Annotated in this window: 16 protein-coding genes; 3 read left to right on the plus strand and 13 right to left on the minus strand. The window is 35.8% G+C overall.

Features of this window, described 5'->3' with window-relative positions:
* Positions 1-113 precede the first annotated feature (113 nt).
* From ACFO5O_RS14220 to ACFO5O_RS14230, 3 genes are read left to right on the plus strand one after another with little or no spacing between them, the layout of a single operon-like run.
* Positions 114-887, plus strand: a complete 774-nt coding sequence (locus ACFO5O_RS14220; RefSeq protein WP_387964914.1) for an alpha/beta hydrolase — start codon at positions 114-116, stop codon at positions 885-887.
* A gap of 2 nt (positions 888-889) precedes the next feature.
* Positions 890-2,302, plus strand: coding sequence for a leucyl aminopeptidase family protein (locus ACFO5O_RS14225; protein ID WP_387964916.1), 1,413 nt, complete (start codon positions 890-892; stop codon positions 2,300-2,302).
* 58 nt (positions 2,303-2,360) lie between these two features.
* Complete coding sequence (locus ACFO5O_RS14230) at positions 2,361-3,563, plus strand: ATP-grasp domain-containing protein (protein ID WP_387964918.1); 1,203 nt, start codon at positions 2,361-2,363, stop codon at positions 3,561-3,563.
* A 47-nt stretch (positions 3,564-3,610) separates the two neighbouring features.
* Here ACFO5O_RS14230 and ACFO5O_RS14235 read toward each other — a convergent pair whose 3' ends face one another.
* The 13 genes from ACFO5O_RS14235 to ACFO5O_RS14295 all read right to left on the minus strand — a co-directional run bounded on the left by ACFO5O_RS14235 (position 3,611) and on the right by ACFO5O_RS14295 (position 16,382).
* Positions 3,611-4,138 (minus strand): GNAT family N-acetyltransferase, encoded by a 528-nt coding sequence (locus ACFO5O_RS14235; RefSeq protein ID WP_387964920.1) that lies wholly within the window; start codon positions 4,136-4,138, stop codon positions 3,611-3,613.
* Positions 4,139-4,854: 716 nt separating this feature from the next.
* On the minus strand, positions 4,855-5,595 hold the full coding sequence (locus ACFO5O_RS14240; RefSeq protein ID WP_387964922.1) for a DUF6090 family protein: 741 nt from the start codon (positions 5,593-5,595) through the stop codon (positions 4,855-4,857).
* A 337-nt stretch (positions 5,596-5,932) separates the two neighbouring features.
* Positions 5,933-7,129, minus strand: a complete 1,197-nt coding sequence (locus tag ACFO5O_RS14245; protein WP_387964924.1) for a hypothetical protein — start codon at positions 7,127-7,129, stop codon at positions 5,933-5,935.
* Between the two features lies 1 nt (position 7,130).
* Entirely contained in the window at positions 7,131-7,952 is an 822-nt protein-coding gene (locus ACFO5O_RS14250; protein WP_387964926.1) for a type 1 glutamine amidotransferase, read from the minus strand.
* 11 nt (positions 7,953-7,963) lie between these two features.
* Positions 7,964-9,061 carry a carboxylate-amine ligase gene (locus ACFO5O_RS14255; protein ID WP_387964928.1) on the minus strand — a complete coding sequence of 366 codons (1,098 nt, stop codon included), beginning with the start codon at positions 9,059-9,061 and terminating at the stop codon, positions 7,964-7,966.
* A gap of 9 nt (positions 9,062-9,070) precedes the next feature.
* Positions 9,071-10,033, minus strand: coding sequence for an ATP-grasp domain-containing protein (locus tag ACFO5O_RS14260; RefSeq protein ID WP_387964930.1), 963 nt, complete (start codon positions 10,031-10,033; stop codon positions 9,071-9,073).
* Positions 10,034-10,054: 21 nt separating this feature from the next.
* Positions 10,055-10,759: an esterase family protein gene (locus tag ACFO5O_RS14265; protein ID WP_387964932.1), complete on the minus strand. Its 705-nt coding sequence runs from the start codon at positions 10,757-10,759 to the stop codon at positions 10,055-10,057.
* Positions 10,760-11,036: 277 nt separating this feature from the next.
* Positions 11,037-12,668: a chaperonin GroEL gene (gene groL, locus ACFO5O_RS14270; protein WP_387964934.1), complete on the minus strand. Its 1,632-nt coding sequence runs from the start codon at positions 12,666-12,668 to the stop codon at positions 11,037-11,039.
* A 99-nt stretch (positions 12,669-12,767) separates the two neighbouring features.
* Positions 12,768-13,043, minus strand: coding sequence for a co-chaperone GroES (groES, locus tag ACFO5O_RS14275; protein WP_387964936.1), 276 nt, complete (start codon positions 13,041-13,043; stop codon positions 12,768-12,770).
* Between the two features lie 149 nt (positions 13,044-13,192).
* Entirely contained in the window at positions 13,193-13,552 is a 360-nt protein-coding gene (gene secG, locus ACFO5O_RS14280; RefSeq protein WP_387964938.1) for a preprotein translocase subunit SecG, read from the minus strand.
* Positions 13,552-14,499, minus strand: a complete 948-nt coding sequence (locus ACFO5O_RS14285) for a hypothetical protein (protein WP_387964940.1) — start codon at positions 14,497-14,499, stop codon at positions 13,552-13,554. The genes secG and ACFO5O_RS14285 overlap by 1 nt, the downstream gene beginning before the upstream one ends.
* A gap of 11 nt (positions 14,500-14,510) precedes the next feature.
* Positions 14,511-15,017: an LptE family protein gene (locus ACFO5O_RS14290; protein WP_387964942.1), complete on the minus strand. Its 507-nt coding sequence runs from the start codon at positions 15,015-15,017 to the stop codon at positions 14,511-14,513.
* 99 nt (positions 15,018-15,116) lie between these two features.
* Complete coding sequence (locus tag ACFO5O_RS14295) at positions 15,117-16,382, minus strand: sigma-54 interaction domain-containing protein (RefSeq protein WP_387964944.1); 1,266 nt, start codon at positions 16,380-16,382, stop codon at positions 15,117-15,119.
* Between the last annotated feature and the right edge of the window lie 3 nt (positions 16,383-16,385).

Here is a 16,385-nt window from a genome sequence, read left to right on the forward strand (position 1 = left end):
AATTTTTGGTAAGTTAACGTTAATAAAGTGCCCCACTATGTTAATATATATCAGTATAGAAATAGGATTTAAAAACATAAAAAGCTGTATTTTCGTTTTCCTAAATTTTATTTATGACAGTGACGGAGTTCGAACCTATTATCGAAGTGATTGAAGAGGCTTATGAGGTGCCACATCTAAATGCAACCCGAAAAATTTCAGCATTACTACCTTACGACTATTATCAAACCGAAAAGCGATATCCTGTTTTATACCTTCAGGACGGCCAAAATCTATTTAATCCCTTGGCGCCTTATGGTGATTGGGCCATTGACAAGTCTATGGCAACGTTGACCAAGCAAGGTTTAAGTGATGTCATTATCATTGCAATTGACCACGGTGAACAAGAACGAATCGTAGAATATTTACCTTACTACCATCCTCGTTTTGGAGAAGGAAAAGGGAATTTTTACATTCAGTTTATGATTGAAAAATTAATTCCGTACATTAATAAACACTATCGAACCTTAACCGATTTTGAAAACACAGGTATTGGAGGAAGCTCCATGGGAGGTTTGATAAGTTTGCATGCTGGTTTGGCAAACCCAGGCGTATTTGGAAAAATGATGATTTTCTCACCTAGTTTATGGATTTCAAAAACAATTTTTAACCATACAAAATCTTTTAAACCGCTACAGGAATCTAAAATTTACCTCTATGCCGGAGGTCAGGAAAGCAAAGAGCATTTGCCTAACGCTCAAAAACTTGAAGCTATCATCAGAAAAAAAATGGTCAAAGGTCATAATATAGATTTTCATTTTTCAGTAAATGAATTTGGAAACCATTCTGAAGTGCATTGGAGAGAAGAATTCCCAAAGGCCGTAAAATGGCTTTTTTTTAATAAATAACCATGGTATTTAAGCATTCAAAGGACATAGATAAAGATAAGGATCTCATTGTACCTTGTCGTAAAGGAGATTTTAAACATTTAAAATCAGTTTTTGGGATTGAATCTATCGATCTTGAAGGCGATTTGTCAACTTATCAATTAGTGTATGGCCCTTCAGGTAATAGACTCTATGTTTTGGGTCTTGGAGAAGAAAAGGATGCCAATAAATTAGGTGAAGCCTTTAGAAAACTGTGCTTTGATACCAAAAAAAATTGGAACAACAGTATTCAGGTCTATGCTGAAGATTTGAATGCAGATGAAGTGAAAGCCGCTTCTATTGGATGTGAACTAGCCACCTATGAAATAGGGCAATTTAAGTCCAAACAAGACAAGGCAAAAAAACTGTCAATCACTTTTGCAAGTTCCAAAGCTATTGCTGACGCACTAAAAGAAGGGCAATTTACAGGTGAAACCATCAACCGGATCAAAGCCTTGATTGATGCTCCCGCCAATCACAAAACACCAGAGTTTTTAGGACGTTGGGCTGAAGAATCGGCCAAAACATTCAATTATAAATGCACGGTTTTACATCAAGACCAATTAAAAAAACAAGGGTTTAATGCCGTACTTTCGGTCGGGCAGGGCAGTGCAAATCCGCCAGTGGTCATTGTTACAGAATACATGGGCAACCCTAAAGGCAAAATCAACATTGGTTTGGTTGGCAAGGGTATTACTTTCGATACCGGAGGTTTATCTATAAAATCATCTACCAATTTGCACTATATGAAAAGCGACATGGGTGGAGCCGCCGCAGTTTTAGGCATCGTGGAATTGGTTGCCAAACTAAAACTCAATGTCAATATCGTTGGTATTGTGGCTTCCGCCGAAAATGCCGTGGATAGCAACAGTTATCGTCCAGGTGATGTTATTGGTTCGTATTCTGGTAAAACCATTGAGATTATTGATACCGATGCCGAAGGTCGTTTAGTCCTGGCTGATGGTTTGAGCTATATCATCAAACAGTTTCAACCAGAGCAAGTGATCGATTTGGCTACCTTAACAGGAAGCGTTGTGCAAACCTTGGGCTATTCGGCGGCTGGAATGTTTACCAATAATCCAGAAATGGCTTCACAAATGTCATCTGTTGGTGCTAAAATCAACGAGCGCGTTTGGCAATTGCCTTTGTTTGATGATTTTGAAGCCGATTTGTACTCAGATATTGCTGATCTTCGCAACTTTAGCGGTAAACCTATTGCTGGTGCCATTACGGCCGCTAAATTTTTGGAAGCCTTTACAGAGAAACACGACAACTGGATGCATTTGGATATTGCAGGGGTTTCATTTGGGGATTCTCCTTATTCCAAAATGAAAAGTGCATCAGGTTATGGTGTGCAATTACTCACTAATTATATCAAACAGTTCACTTCAAATTAGGGTTTTAATTTTGTATTTTTAGGAGGATTTATAACAGCATCAACAAATCCCTATAAAAATGACAGATCAACCCTTAAATTTTTTGTGTATTTCTACCTTTTATAAAGGCATCGATTTTTTGAAACGCTGCAAATCCGAAGGGAACACTGTTTATCTACTTACCAAAAAAAATCTAGAACATGAAGCATGGCCTTGGGAATCCATTGATGATGTATTTTATATCGACAACTGGAACGAAAAGGACATTATAAAAGGCATTGCTTTTAAATACCGTCACATAAAATTTGATCGATTTGTTGCGCTGGACGATTTTGATGTTGAAAATGTTGCCGCTTTGCGCGAACATTTTAGAATGCCAGGAATGGGCTCTACTACTTCTAGATATTTTAGGGACAAACTGGCCATGCGGATGAAAGCCAAAGAAGAAGGGGTAAATGTTCCAGAATTTACAGCCTTGTTTCATGATCATGAGATTAATGCTTATGCAGATCGTGTAAGTCCTCCATGGTTATTGAAACCGCGTTCTGAAGCATCTGCGGCAGGTATTAAAAAAATCCATTCTAAAGATGAATTATGGCAAATCGTGAACGATTTAGGTGATGAACGCGATAATTATTTGGTTGAAAAATTTGCGCCTGGCGATGTGTATCATGTGGATGGGCTGAATATTGATGGTAAAGTGGCCTTTTCCAGAGTGAGTAAATATTTAGATACTCCTTTTGAAGTCGCACATGGAGGTGGAATATTCAGATCGGCAACCTGTGAAATAGGATCAAAGGTCGAAAAAAGCTTAACCAAAATGAATGCCCAAGTGATGAAAGCTTTTGGAATGCAATTTGGAGCTTCGCATACCGAGTTTATACAATCTAAAGCTACGGGCGAATTGTTTTTCTTGGAAACCTCGTCTAGAGTTGGAGGTGCTAATTTAGCCGAAATGGTTCAGTTTGCATCTGGTATTAATTTGTGGAGTGAATGGGCAAAAATTGAATCGGATACCTTGAAAAAAACAACTTATAGCTTGCCAAAAGCTGCCAATAAATATGCTGGGATTGTAGTGTCCTTAAGTCGTTTTGAGCATCCTGATACCTCGAGTTTTACAGACCCTGAAATTGTATGGCGAATGAACAAGGCTTGGCATATTGGCCTTATTGTGGTTTCTGAATCTAGTGAGCGCGTATTACAGTTGTTAGATTTATATACACAACGTATCGCCAACGAGTTTCATGCCAGTTCTCCGGCACCAGATAAGTTGAGTAGATAAAATGTGAATTATAGTATTAGATATGTCTGGTAAAACCTGAATTCATTTTATTGATTAAGGTAATCAATTTTTGATAATTTATACCAAACCGCATTTTGTATCACGGCATCATAGGGCGCATGTTTGTCGTAGGTCATACCAATCTTCTCCATTACCTTAATTGAAGCTTTATTTTCGGGCATAGCTATGGCTATTATCTGTTCTAATTGCAGTACATTAAAAGCATAATTTATGATGGCTATAGAAGCTTCAGTTGCATAACCTTTACCCCAATATTTCTTTTTTAGTCTATAACCAATATCTATTTTATCGAATTCTGGTAAATAGGCTAAACCAGCCCATCCAATAAATGCATTTGTACCCTTCTCAATAACTGCTAATCTGCCGAATCCGTATGTTTTATAGTCGTGAAGTCGCCCTGTAATAGACTGTTCTATTTCTTCAAGAGATTCTACAACAGGTTCTCCGGTATGTTTTTGGACGTCAGGGTCGGTGTGCAATTCAAACAATTCATCTTTATCAGCAAATGTGATTTCTCTTAAAACTAATCGATCGGTTTGAATTTCAGTTTTCATTTAATGGCATACAAGGGTTTAGTTTTGCTGAATCGTAGCTGGTTAAAGATAGTTATTTTTTTGGGGGGTGGTTGGTTGGGAGCAATGGAATATAGCCAGTGTTGTGCAACGTTTTTATCTAAACCAAAAGATATTATTTCTTACAGAATAAGCTATAATAATTGCAAGCATTATCGACAAAATTATATAAATCCAACAGGTTAAAATAGTCGTGTAATTTAATTTTTTATCTGAAAAGTTTTTAAGAATCCGTTTATAAAGTCCATTTCTTTTAAAGTACCAGTAGTTTAGTCCAATGAATATTGTCGGAATTATTAGAGTCTCATGTTCAAAATATTGGTATTTAATTCTGTTGATTTGAAAAAATATAAAGTCTCTGACAAATACGTAATTTGCCATTTGTAAAACCGAAATCACTAAAACCGTAGACAAATATGGGACCTTTTCTTCTTTCCATCTTTCTGTCTTATCGTAATATGAATAAAGAAAATAAAATAGAGTATTATACATTAGATTAGGTTTTCAGACTTTTTAAATGTTGCACTACGGTTTGGCTATGATTTCGGCGTGGAATCGTCCGCAGGACTATTCGGTGTAAGAAATCAGTTTAAAAATAGGCTTTACTTTCGGTTTAACCTTATGTTTGTTAGTGTTCAATTTGTTTAAATTTAGCACTTTACCCGCAATACGCTTATACAATGTTGTGCTTTCGTTATCTAATTTTTGATGGCATTTAGGTTATTTAACATATCTGCAGTTTTTAAAAGCAATTCCTTTCTGCCGAGAATAGAATTACCAAGCATTGCTATTTTAGCAGTGAGAACTCCGTTAAAATCAGATTTGAGGGTATTTTCATCCAAAGAAGCCCAAAATGAATCCATAAAAGGACCATTAATGCCATTCATTTCGCTATTAAAAGGGTATTTGTTTCTATAGAAAACAACAGAATTAAAATAGAGCTCATCATTTCTATCAATCATACTATTCGAGTTTAATTGCAGATTATTGAATTTTAATAAGGACTGGCTCGTGTTTTTGTCCAATACACTAATATTACCGGTGGAAATCAATGAATTGTAAGTTGACATATTTAAATCATTGTTGACATCCGTAAATGGTAAAAATTCATATCGTGCTATTTGGATTAAAGTGTCCATTGTTGTAAATGAATTGGATAGTCTTTTCGAAAAGGATAGCATTTTGGCTAAATCAATACTGTCTTCTGCTATTTGTGTTTTAAAATACATCATATCAGCTGATAAATCCCTTTTTAAAGATTCAATATAATTTGCCTTAAGATTAGTTTTTTTTCTTCCATCATTCCAATCGTTAATTGACAAGGCAATTAAAATCCCAATAACAACAAGAACTATTTCTCCAATAGCATATTTTAGATATTTTCCAGTTTTGCCTTCTGAAAGTAAATTTTGCCTAATTTTTCTAAAGAATTTTATCATTGATTTATTGGATAGTGATAATGAAGCACAACTACGGGATATAGCTACTTACTATATCCGCATTATAAATTCTAAAATAACAAATCATTTTAGTTTATTAGGAAATTATTTTTGTTATAATTTTTGTAAAGTATTAAAGTACTTCTTTATGATTAGTCATGCAATACCTAGTTCTACTTATTTTTTAACAGGGGATGCTTCGACCCTGACCTGCGTCAGGGCAGGCAAGCTTAGCATGACAAATAAAAAACCACAAACCCTATCGAATTTGTGGTTCCATTCAATCTATAATATAAAATTTAAGCACTAATTCGCTTAAAATATATTGAGTTAAAGCTTAAACCTCAAAGAACCCGGTACTGCCTCCAACCCAGGTTTTGTCTTTGTTATATTTAACCCCAATCATTTCGCCTTTGCTTAAGCGCATGAGGTTGCTAACTATTTGCGTTTTATTTTCTTTTTTATTGTGAAGAAGCATCATACGTATTTCACATTTGGCGGGTTCATCTAAAGTGTCTATAATAGGGTGGTAGGCCACTTTTTCCTGCAACAGATAATTGGCTTTGTTGCTTATGGCATCAATCATCTCTCGTGTCACATGTATTTCTACACCGGCACCTGCAAAGGAATACAGGGGTTTTAAAACGTAATTTTCCAGATCTTCTGGGATTTCCTTTAAGGCATTTAGATAATACGATTTTGGAACATAGTCACCTTTCAATAAAGGCATGGTATATTTACTTATTCTAAAAAACCAATTAGGATGCCCAATCCATTCCACATCAACTTCATCCTGAAAATCAAACTCGCGTTTTAGATCATCCCGCTGATCGAGTTCATCAAAAATGATGCGGTTATAGATTTTTAAAACCTGAATTTCTTTACCATGATCATCCAAATAAAACAATTGTTTCCCTCTTTTGATGAGCTTACTAATGCAAAGCACTTTTATGCTAAGCATATCGGCAGTACAATAAAAATCAATGGCTGTGGCTTGTTTGTCGGGTTCAATTTCCAATAATATCACCTGTTTGGGGTCTGAATCCCCAACAATTTCGGTACGTAATAGTTCAATAAATTCTTCAGAACTTATCCCAAGCGGATGTATGGATAGGTGGTCAGGGATATTAAAATGTTTTTTATACATTTTACCTAAAAGGTCCTGATAGAAATATAAGGATGGAAAACCTTGCAGTTCAATTAATTTAGGAGTAGCCTCACCATTATCATCTAAGCAAATACCAAAATCAAGCTGAATGAATTTTGAATGTTCATCCTCATTGGGCACTTTCATTTTATCTTCAAAAAAAGCACCTTCGGTTAAACTTTTAAAGTTAGGTTGATTGATGATGGCCATGATGTCGTTACAGGCTTCAATCAAACGTTGCTTTAGTTGATTCGGGATAAATATCGGGGTTTCGGCAATTTTAAATTTAGGGACATAATTAAACTTTTGGCTTATGTCATTGAGAAGTGCCTGATAGGTTTCTTCAGTAAAATTAGTATTGAATGCTTGTCGATAGTCTGGTATCATCTCAACCTTGTGGGATTAATTGCTTCGAGGTCTTTTCAATAGCCATAGTGATGAACCGTGGTAAAATATGGGTGTAGGTTTTGGTGATTTTGTCTGGATCTTCCATATGCTGCATCATGTCGTTGTATTTTTTCTCACCAAAATTAGTAATCACTTTTTGTTTGTAAACGTCCTGTGAAAAATGGGCGTACATCCCAACAGGATCGGCTTCGGGATGAAATTGTGTCCCGACAAACTCTTTTGAAAACCTAACCGCCATAATTGCTCTTTCGTATTCAACATGGGTACGTATTTTTTCAAGGCTTAAAATAGTGGCGCCATGTTCTTTAAATACTTTTAATCGCGGTTGAATGAGTTGCCAATCACGAGAATCTACGGCAAAAAACGGATCGTCTAAACCTTCTAACAATACGTCTTTTAGTCCTGCTTTTGTTTTGTGAACCGGTAAAATACCAAACGAGGTACTCTTACGTGGTTTCATTTCACCTAATTGAAAATAATCACAAACTACCTGAAACGAATAACAGATAAAGAACACATATTTTTTTTGTTCTTCCGAAGTGGAATTATAGTCCCAAAGTTGCTGGATGAGTTTTAAATAAGGCTGTCTCCAATCTTCTTGTTCCAATGGGCTACCTGGTCCACCGCTTGAAATGTATATATCATAAGATGTGTCGGGCAATTCATTTTTTGCCCTGACATCAAAAACTTTGTAATCGAGGTTGTTATGAAACATTTTGGCAATATCAACAATACATCTCAAACCCTGATTAGGTTCGTTATTATTCATATCCAAAATGGCCATTTTAACTTTATGCTGCATCTTCAATTCTTCTATGTTGTTCCTAAAACGGTCTGTTCCATGATATAGTCGACCACTTTAGTTAAATCTTTCGTCTCTTTATAAATCGCTAATTGTCTGTCGGCACCAGTGCCATTTTTCAGCATGGTTTTGACATATTCCACTTCTTTTCTTGAACCTAATTCATCAACCACGTCATCAATAAAATCAAGTAATTCTAACATTAAGTCTTTGGTGTTAACTTCACATTCTTTGCCAAAATCAATCATCTTGCCATCTAATCCATATCTACTGGCACGCCATTTATTTTCATTAATTAATGCGCGATGATAAACAATGAAATTCAAATTTTGAGTCTTTAATTTATAAAGTTTGACCACTAAAGCTTGTATCAGTGCAGAAATACTAATGGTTTCGTCAATAGTCATTGGCACATCACAAATCCTGACTTCCAAAGTTGGGAAAAAGGGATGTACTCGAATATCCCACCATATCTTTTTAGGGTTATCTATGCATTTGGTTTTTACCAACAGATTTACGTAGTTTTCATAATCAGTTAGGTTATCAAACACACCAGGAATCCCAGTTCGTGGGAATTTATCAAACACTTTAGACCTGTATGATTTAAACCCGGTATTTCGACCTTCCCAAAATGGCGAATTGGTAGATAAAGCATACAAATGTGGCAAAAAATAGCGCATGGCATTAGTTAAATGAAGTGCCAATTGTTTATCAGCGATACCAACATGTACGTGAAGGCCGAAAATTAAATTTGAACGTGCTGCATCTTGAAGCTCATTCACAATTTCATCATAGCGCGGATTGGGAGTGATCAATTGTTTTTGCCAAGCAGAGAAGGGATGAGTGCCGGCGGCTCCAATTCTATAACCAAGTTCTTTTGAAATATCAGATATTGATTTACGTAAATGGGTTATTTCTGTTCTCGCTTCTGTAATGTCATTGCAAATATTAGTGCCTACTTCAACGACAGCTTGATGCATCTCGGCTTTCACTTGTTCATTTAAGTGCTTTGCCGCTTCAACAACAATTTTTTGATCGTGGGAAACTAATTCTCTAGTATCTGGGTCAATAACCTGATATTCTTCTTCTATGCCTAGCGTGAACTTCATACAACTAACTTATTTAAGCGGTGTTTTTTTACCTAAAATTTGATCCTTAATGAAAGTTCCCCAAGTAAGATTCATTTTGCCTTTCTTGTATTGTTTAGCTTTTTCAATGGCCATATTGGCGGCATTTTCAACGATCCAATCAAAATTTTCTTGTCCCACAGAATGTACATCAGCATCTGGTGCAGGATTACAGAAATCAATAGCATAGGGAATACCATCTCTTACCGCAAATTCTACAGTGTTGAAGTCATATCCAAGAGCCTTATTCAATCGAATACAGTATTTTTTAACAAGATCTAACAATTCTTGCTTTACGGGCGGGCCATCAATGACATAGCGTAAATGATGAGGATTTCGAGGTTCGTATTGCATGATATGTACTTTGTCTGTATTAAGCACATAACATCTAAAGTATTCTGTAAAGTTTATCTCTTCTTGAAGCATCATGACCAAGTTTTCGGTCTCTCCATGTTTTTTCCAAAGATCATCTGGGTTTTCAACACGGTATACGCTTTTCCAACCACCGCCATCATGAGGTTTCATATAGGCAGGAAAGCCTATAGTTTCAAACATATGTTCCCAATTAAAAGGGAATTTCATATTTCGAAATGAATTTTCGGTAGTATCTGGTGGACGATGTGACGTTGGTAGTATAAATGTTTTTGGTACCGGAACGCCAACTTTTTCGGCTAGTGCATTGTTGAAAAACTTTTCATCGGCACTCCACCAAAATGGGTTATTGATTACTGCCGTGCCAGAAATAGCCGCATTTTTTAAATAAGCTCTATAAAACGGAACATCTTGAGAGATTCGGTCAATAATTACCGCGTAATCTGTTGGTTTTGCTTGCTCTACATTATCAATACTAACCGCTTCAGCTTTAATGTCCTTGATGCCTTTTTCGTTGACGCGATCTATAAATGCTTGAGGAAATGTATTTTCCTGTCCGAATAGAATGCCAATTTTTTTCATAGTATTTTGGTTAGAGGTTAGTTATAGTTTTGATAAATAGTGTGGAAACATTTGTCGCCAAATTGGCCAGTCATGTTCCGCCCATTTTCGTTCATCGAACCAAAATGGAATATTTTTTTCACTTAAAATTTTAGCAAGGTCTTGGTTAGCTTTTAAACATATATCCCATTCGCCAACACCAAGAATAATGTTCATTTTCCATAAATCGGGATGGTTGGCTCCAGGCAGAAAATCAACAGGATTATTGAAAAACACGTTATCGTCATAATAACCATCCAAAAAAGATTTGATATCAAATGAACCGCTTAAACTGAACATATGGCTTACTTTTTCGGGGTGTTTAAAAGCAAAATTAGCGGCGTGGTAGCCTCCAAAACTCACCCCCGCCACAGCAACTTTTTGTAAGCCCTTGTCATGACAAATGGAACTAACAACTTCATTTAAAATAAACTCGTCGTACCACATGTGGTTTTTAACACGCTCTGAAGGATGTATATTTTTATTGTACCAACTTAATTCGTTAATACTATCAGGACAATAAATTTGAACCAAACCTTCATCTAAAAACCATTTTGCAGATTCTATAAGTTTAAAATCCTTGCACTCATAATATCGTCCCATTGTAGTTGGAAACAAAACGAGTGGATAACCTGCATGACCAAAAACGAGCATTTCTATATGCTTGCTTAATGTTGGTGAATACCATTTGTGATACTGTTCTTTCAATTAATTGAATTTGAATTAGTTATTTCTTATTTAATGTTGTTAAAAAGCATGCAAAAGTATAAAAGCTAGTTATTTCTAAATGTATTATATTAAATTTTATTCTCCTAAAAATAAGAGTCATAACTTAATTATGTTGTTATGGATTTCATTAAAGTAAATTGAATGCACTTACCTAATTGCGATTATATATTTTTAAAGTTATGAAATTAAATTAAAAAAAGCGCTTCAAAATAAATTGAAGCGCTTTTTAAAACTGTATTTAAATCTGGCAATGATTCTACATCATCCCTGGCATACCGCCACCCATACCTCCTGGCATTGCTGGGGTGTCCTCTTTAATGTCGATTAAAGCACATTCTGTAGTTAAGATCATACCAGCAACTGACGCTGCATTTTCCAATGCAATACGTGTTACTTTTTTAGGATCTATAATACCAGCTTTTAGCATGTCAACATAAGTTTCGGTTTTGGCATCATAGCCAAATGATCCTTTTCCGTCCATAACTTTTGCAACTACAACACTACCTTCACCACCTGCGTTTTCAACAATGGTACGTAAAGGTGATTCAATAGCGCGGGCAACAATTTGGATACCTGTAACTTCATCTAGATTTTCAGCAGTTAACTTTTCAAGTAGGCCTTTGGCTCTAATAAAAGCAACACCACCTCCAGCAACAATGCCTTCTTCAACTGCTGCTCTAGTAGCATGAAGCGCATCATCAACACGGTCTTTTTTCTCTTTCATTTCAACTTCACTAGCAGCGCCTACATAAAGTACAGCAACACCACCAGCTAATTTAGCTAAACGCTCCTGAAGTTTTTCTTTATCATAATCAGAAGTCGTAGTTTCAATCTGTGCTTTAATTTGATTTACACGAGCTTTGATATCGGCTGCTTTTCCAGCACCATTAACAATAGTTGTATTGTCTTTATCAACCGTTACAGTTTCGGCAGTACCTAGCATGCTCAAATCTGCATTTTCAAGAGTAAAACCTCTTTCTTCAGAAATCACGGTTCCGCCAGTTAATATAGCGATATCTTCAAGCATTGCTTTGCGACGATCACCAAATCCTGGAGCTTTTACAGCTGCAATTTTAAGTCCACCACGTAATTTGTTCACCACTAAAGTAGCTAAAGCTTGTCCTTCAACATCTTCAGCAATAATCAATAATGGGCGACCAGATTGAGCAACAGGTTCCAATATTGGAAGGATTTCCTGTAGGTTAGAGATTTTCTTATCGAATAATAAGATATAAGGATTCTCTAAATCGGCAATCATTTTATCAGCATCAGTTACGAAATATGGAGATAAGTAACCTCTGTCAAACTGCATACCTTCAACAACATCTACATAAGTTTCAGTTCCTTTGGCTTCTTCAACAGTAATCACACCTTCTTTACCAACTTTTCCAAAAGCTGTTGCAATTAAGTCACCAATGGTATCATCATTATTCGCAGAAATTGAAGCTACTTGCTTGATCATTTCTGAAGAGTTGCCTACTTTTTTTGATTGTTTTTCAAGATCTTTTACAATGGCTTCAACTGCTTTGTCGATACCACGTTTTAGGTCCATAGGATTAGCACCAGCGGCAACATTTTTAAGACCTTCTTTAACGATAGATTGTGCTAATACAGTAGCAGTAGTTGTACCGTCACCTGCCAAATCGTTGGTTTTACTTGCAACTTCCTTGACCATTTGCGCACCCATATTTTCAATGGCGTTCTCTAGTTCAATTTCTTTTGCAACTGTAACACCATCTTTAGTGACTTGTGGTGCACCAAAGGATTTGCTGATGATGACATTGCGACCTTTTGGTCCTAATGTTACTTTAACTGCGTTTGCTAATGCATCCACACCACGTTTTAATCCGTCGCGTGCTTCAATATCAAATTTTATATCTTTTGCCATAATTTTTAGCTTTATGCCTTATGCGATATGCTTTAGGCTTGGTTTAAATATTAATTTTAATGTTCTGCTAAAAGCCGAAGGCTCATAGCAATTTACCTTTTAGATAATTGCAAGAATATCACTTTCTCTCATGATCAGGTAATCCTTGCCTTCTAGTTTTAGTTCGGTACCTGAATATTTACCATAAAGAACAGTTTCACCAACTTTTACTGTCATTGGTTCATCTTTTGTGCCTTTACCTACAGCAATAACTTTGCCTTTTTGTGGTTTTTCTTTGGCGTTATCGGGAATGATGATTCCAGAAGCGGTTTTAGTTTCGGCTTCTACAGGTTCAATAAGTACCCTGTCTGCTAAAGGTTTAATGTTTAATGCCATTTGAATTTATATTATTTGATTAATTAAACTTGTTTTTAACGCTTAAGCGTTATACTAAAAATGTGCCAATACAATTGGACTGACAAACTTTCAGTAACAAAAAATGCCAACAATTTTAGTTGGCATTTTTATACGATATGTATTATTATTTAATTTCCTGTACTGTCACCAGCAGTTGTGATTGGAACCTCGTTAGTATTGGTTTGTGGGGCAACCGGTAGGTTAGTAGAAGCCTCATCTGGATTTAATGCTTTAGACTCTACACCATCTTCTGGGCCACCAATAGCAATGTTAGATAAAAGGATAAGTGCTAATAACATAGTAGCTAAAGCCCAAGTACTCTTGTCTAAAAAGTCACCTGTTTTTTTAACACCACCTAGTTGTTGTGTACCACCACCACCAAAAGATGAAGATAATCCTCCGCCTTTAGGATTTTGTACCATAATAACTACCACTAATAAAAAGGCAACTAATACGATTAGAACTAAAAAAATTGTAAACTGTCCCATTATGATTTATTGTTATTTTCTTGTAATTGTTTTACTGCTTTAATTTGGTCTGCAAAGAAACCACTTTTTTCTGGATATTTCAAACTTAAAATTTTATATGATTGTATGGCTTTATCATAGTTTTTTTGCTCCAGATAAATCCGAGCTAAAGTCTCTGTCATTAGCCCGTCGTGTGGCGTATCTTCATTTTTGATCAGGCTTATTGTTGAAGCTTCTTTTGAGGGTATTATTTTAGGATTAGTTTCTAAAAATTTATCGATAAGTTCAAACTTTTTAGTTTGAGGGTTCTCGTCATTAGCCTCTTGTTTAACCGGAGTTGCTGTTTTGTCTTCATCGCGATTAATTGGTTTGAAACTTGTAATTTTCAACCACTCTGCGAATGAATGTAATTCTTCTTTTTCAAAATCCAGAGGCTTACCTAAATTCAATTTAGCTTCAGGAGTTTCTGAAATGTTTTTGACATCCACCTCTATAATTGGAAGTTTAGGCGCTTCATTGATGTCTGATATAAACTGTGCTACTTTTTCAGGATCAATTTTTTCTTCAAATAAATGTGGGTCTAAAACGCCTTCAGTTTCCTTAATATATTGTTTTAAGGCATCATCAATGATCACGCTCTTGTTTACCGAAATGTCATCAACATCTACTACCATGATGTCCTTTAATTGTTCCGAATTTTGTTTTATAGCTTGTGAAATTTCGTTTTGATTGAAGGTTTCTGAAGTTATAAAGTCGAATAAAACACTGCGATCTGTGGTATAGGCTGCAGTGATTTTGAGTTCGGAATTGTAGTTAAAACTATCTTTGTTTTTTAAGCCTTTTAAATATAAAGCTCGCGCTGGCTGAAAATAGGGGTACTCCGACAGTACTGTGGTGAGATCACTTGTATGTTGCTTTGTAATCCTTTCAGGATGTTGTAATAGATATGTGAATTGATTTAACTGCATTTAAATATACATCACCATTTTGCCAGTGTGGCATTAAAAATATCTTGAGTTAGACGTTCAAAAATTTCATCAATTGCTGTAGCTTTTTGTGCACCGACCAATTGTGCTGCCCCCGGATAATCATAAAAAAAAGAAAACCGTTGGTCAAACTCTTCATCTGGAGAATTTTTGTCATAAAATCTCACTTTTACACCAATTGTTAATCGGTTTTGAGCTGCGGTGCTATTGGATTGCGCCGTTGTTGGCGATATTCGATACTCGGTAATTTCGCCTTCATAAGTTAGATCGGCACCAGAATTTACCAAACTCAAATTGGTTTGATTCAAAATTAAATCTTGCAGGGCAATAGTGAAATCACGCTCTAATCCGGGCTCAATTAATGGTGCGTTATTTTGAAAATAATTCACCTGAAAGGTTCTAGTACCTGCTGGAATTGAAGTTCCTGTAAATGAATATACGCCACAGCCTAAAATTGTTAGGGAGCATATAAAAAACGCAATGTATTTTATTAATTTCATTTGATTAAATCCTTTAAAAAGGATGGCCTTGGTATTTAAAAAACAAACGTACAATTAAAAATCATATTTTGTTGGTTTGATTTAACTATCGTTTTTTAGTTAAAGATCATATTGTTTAATCTTTCTGTAAAGCGTACGCTCACTTATACCTAACTCTGCCGCGGCAAGTTTTCGTTTTCCGTGATGTCTCTCTAACGATTTTTTTATTAACTCTAGTTCTTTATCTTGAAGCGAAAGTGTTTCTTCCTCTTCAATTTCTTCAGCAAAATGATATTTGTCATTTGTTGGTTCAACTAAGTCTTGTAAATCATTGTTGCTTTGAGCAATGGGTAACGCCTCTAAATCTTCAATGGCATCATCATAATCTTCAGGTTCAGACGTGCCGTAAATTTTTTGAATTAATCGCTCATTGTCTTTTTCGACCTCTTTCACATTGCCCTTTTTCATAAGCTCCATAGTGAGTTTTTTGAGATCGTTAAGGTCGCCTTTCATATCGAACAACACCTTGTACAAAATTTCACGTTCACTACTAAAGTCACTATCAGCTTTTGTATGATTTATAACTGCAGGTAAATTATTGCCCAAATTTGGTAAATAGCTATGTAAAGTTTGAGCGTTGATGGTTCGGTTTTGCTCTAAAACTGAAATCTGTTCGGCAACGTTTCGCAATTGACGAATATTTCCATTCCAACGATATTTAAGCAAAAGTGCAACTGCCTCATCTGTTAATTTGATAGTTGGCATTTTGTATTTTAAGGCAAAATCACTGGCAAATTTTCTGAATAATAAATGAATGTCGTCCTTGCGTTCACGAAGCGGTGGAATATTAATCTCGATGGTGCTTAACCTATAATAGAGATCTTCTCTAAATTTTTCCTTTTTTATGGCTTCAAACATATTCACATTTGTAGCAGCCACAATGCGAACATTTGTTTTTTGAACCTTACTTGAGCCTACTTTAATAAATTCGCCGTTCTCCAAAACGCGCAATAATCTCACTTGAGTAGTTAAAGGGAGTTCGCCTACTTCGTCAAGAAATATGGTCCCTCCGTCGGCGACTTCAAAATAACCTTCTCTGGTTTGTGTAGCGCCTGTGAACGATCCTTTTTCATGACCAAATAGTTCACTGTCTATCGTCCCTTCGGGGATGGCGCCGCAATTCACAGCAATATACTTACCATGCTTGCGGTGCGATAATTGGTGTATAATTTTAGGAATACTTTCTTTTCCAACACCACTTTCCCCTGTCACTAAAACCGAAATATCAGTTGGCGCAACTTGTATGGCTTTTTCTATAGCACGATTGAGTTTAGCATCATTACCAATGATGCCAAATCGTTGTTTTATAGCTTGAATAGATTCCATTTA

The organism is Geojedonia litorea (genome assembly GCF_042654525.1).
Classification (GTDB): domain Bacteria; phylum Bacteroidota; class Bacteroidia; order Flavobacteriales; family Flavobacteriaceae; genus Geojedonia; species Geojedonia litorea.

Coding starts and splice junctions, on each gene's coding strand:
- ACFO5O_RS14220 (WP_387964914.1), top strand. CDS start 114: ATGACAGTGACGGAGTTCGAACCTATTATCGAAGTGATTGAAGAGGCT.
- ACFO5O_RS14225 (WP_387964916.1), top strand. CDS start 890: ATGGTATTTAAGCATTCAAAGGACATAGATAAAGATAAGGATCTCATT.
- ACFO5O_RS14230 (WP_387964918.1), top strand. CDS start 2,361: ATGACAGATCAACCCTTAAATTTTTTGTGTATTTCTACCTTTTATAAA.
- ACFO5O_RS14235 (WP_387964920.1), bottom strand. CDS start 4,138: ATGAAAACTGAAATTCAAACCGATCGATTAGTTTTAAGAGAAATCACA.
- ACFO5O_RS14240 (WP_387964922.1), bottom strand. CDS start 5,595: ATGATAAAATTCTTTAGAAAAATTAGGCAAAATTTACTTTCAGAAGGC.
- ACFO5O_RS14245 (WP_387964924.1), bottom strand. CDS start 7,129: ATGATACCAGACTATCGACAAGCATTCAATACTAATTTTACTGAAGAA.
- ACFO5O_RS14250 (WP_387964926.1), bottom strand. CDS start 7,952: ATGCAGCATAAAGTTAAAATGGCCATTTTGGATATGAATAATAACGAA.
- ACFO5O_RS14255 (WP_387964928.1), bottom strand. CDS start 9,061: ATGAAGTTCACGCTAGGCATAGAAGAAGAATATCAGGTTATTGACCCA.
- ACFO5O_RS14260 (WP_387964930.1), bottom strand. CDS start 10,033: ATGAAAAAAATTGGCATTCTATTCGGACAGGAAAATACATTTCCTCAA.
- groL (WP_387964934.1), bottom strand. CDS start 12,668: ATGGCAAAAGATATAAAATTTGATATTGAAGCACGCGACGGATTAAAA.
- groES (WP_387964936.1), bottom strand. CDS start 13,043: ATGGCATTAAACATTAAACCTTTAGCAGACAGGGTACTTATTGAACCT.
- secG (WP_387964938.1), bottom strand. CDS start 13,552: ATGGGACAGTTTACAATTTTTTTAGTTCTAATCGTATTAGTTGCCTTT.
- ACFO5O_RS14285 (WP_387964940.1), bottom strand. CDS start 14,499: ATGCAGTTAAATCAATTCACATATCTATTACAACATCCTGAAAGGATT.
- ACFO5O_RS14290 (WP_387964942.1), bottom strand. CDS start 15,017: ATGAAATTAATAAAATACATTGCGTTTTTTATATGCTCCCTAACAATT.
- ACFO5O_RS14295 (WP_387964944.1), bottom strand. CDS start 16,382: ATGGAATCTATTCAAGCTATAAAACAACGATTTGGCATCATTGGTAAT.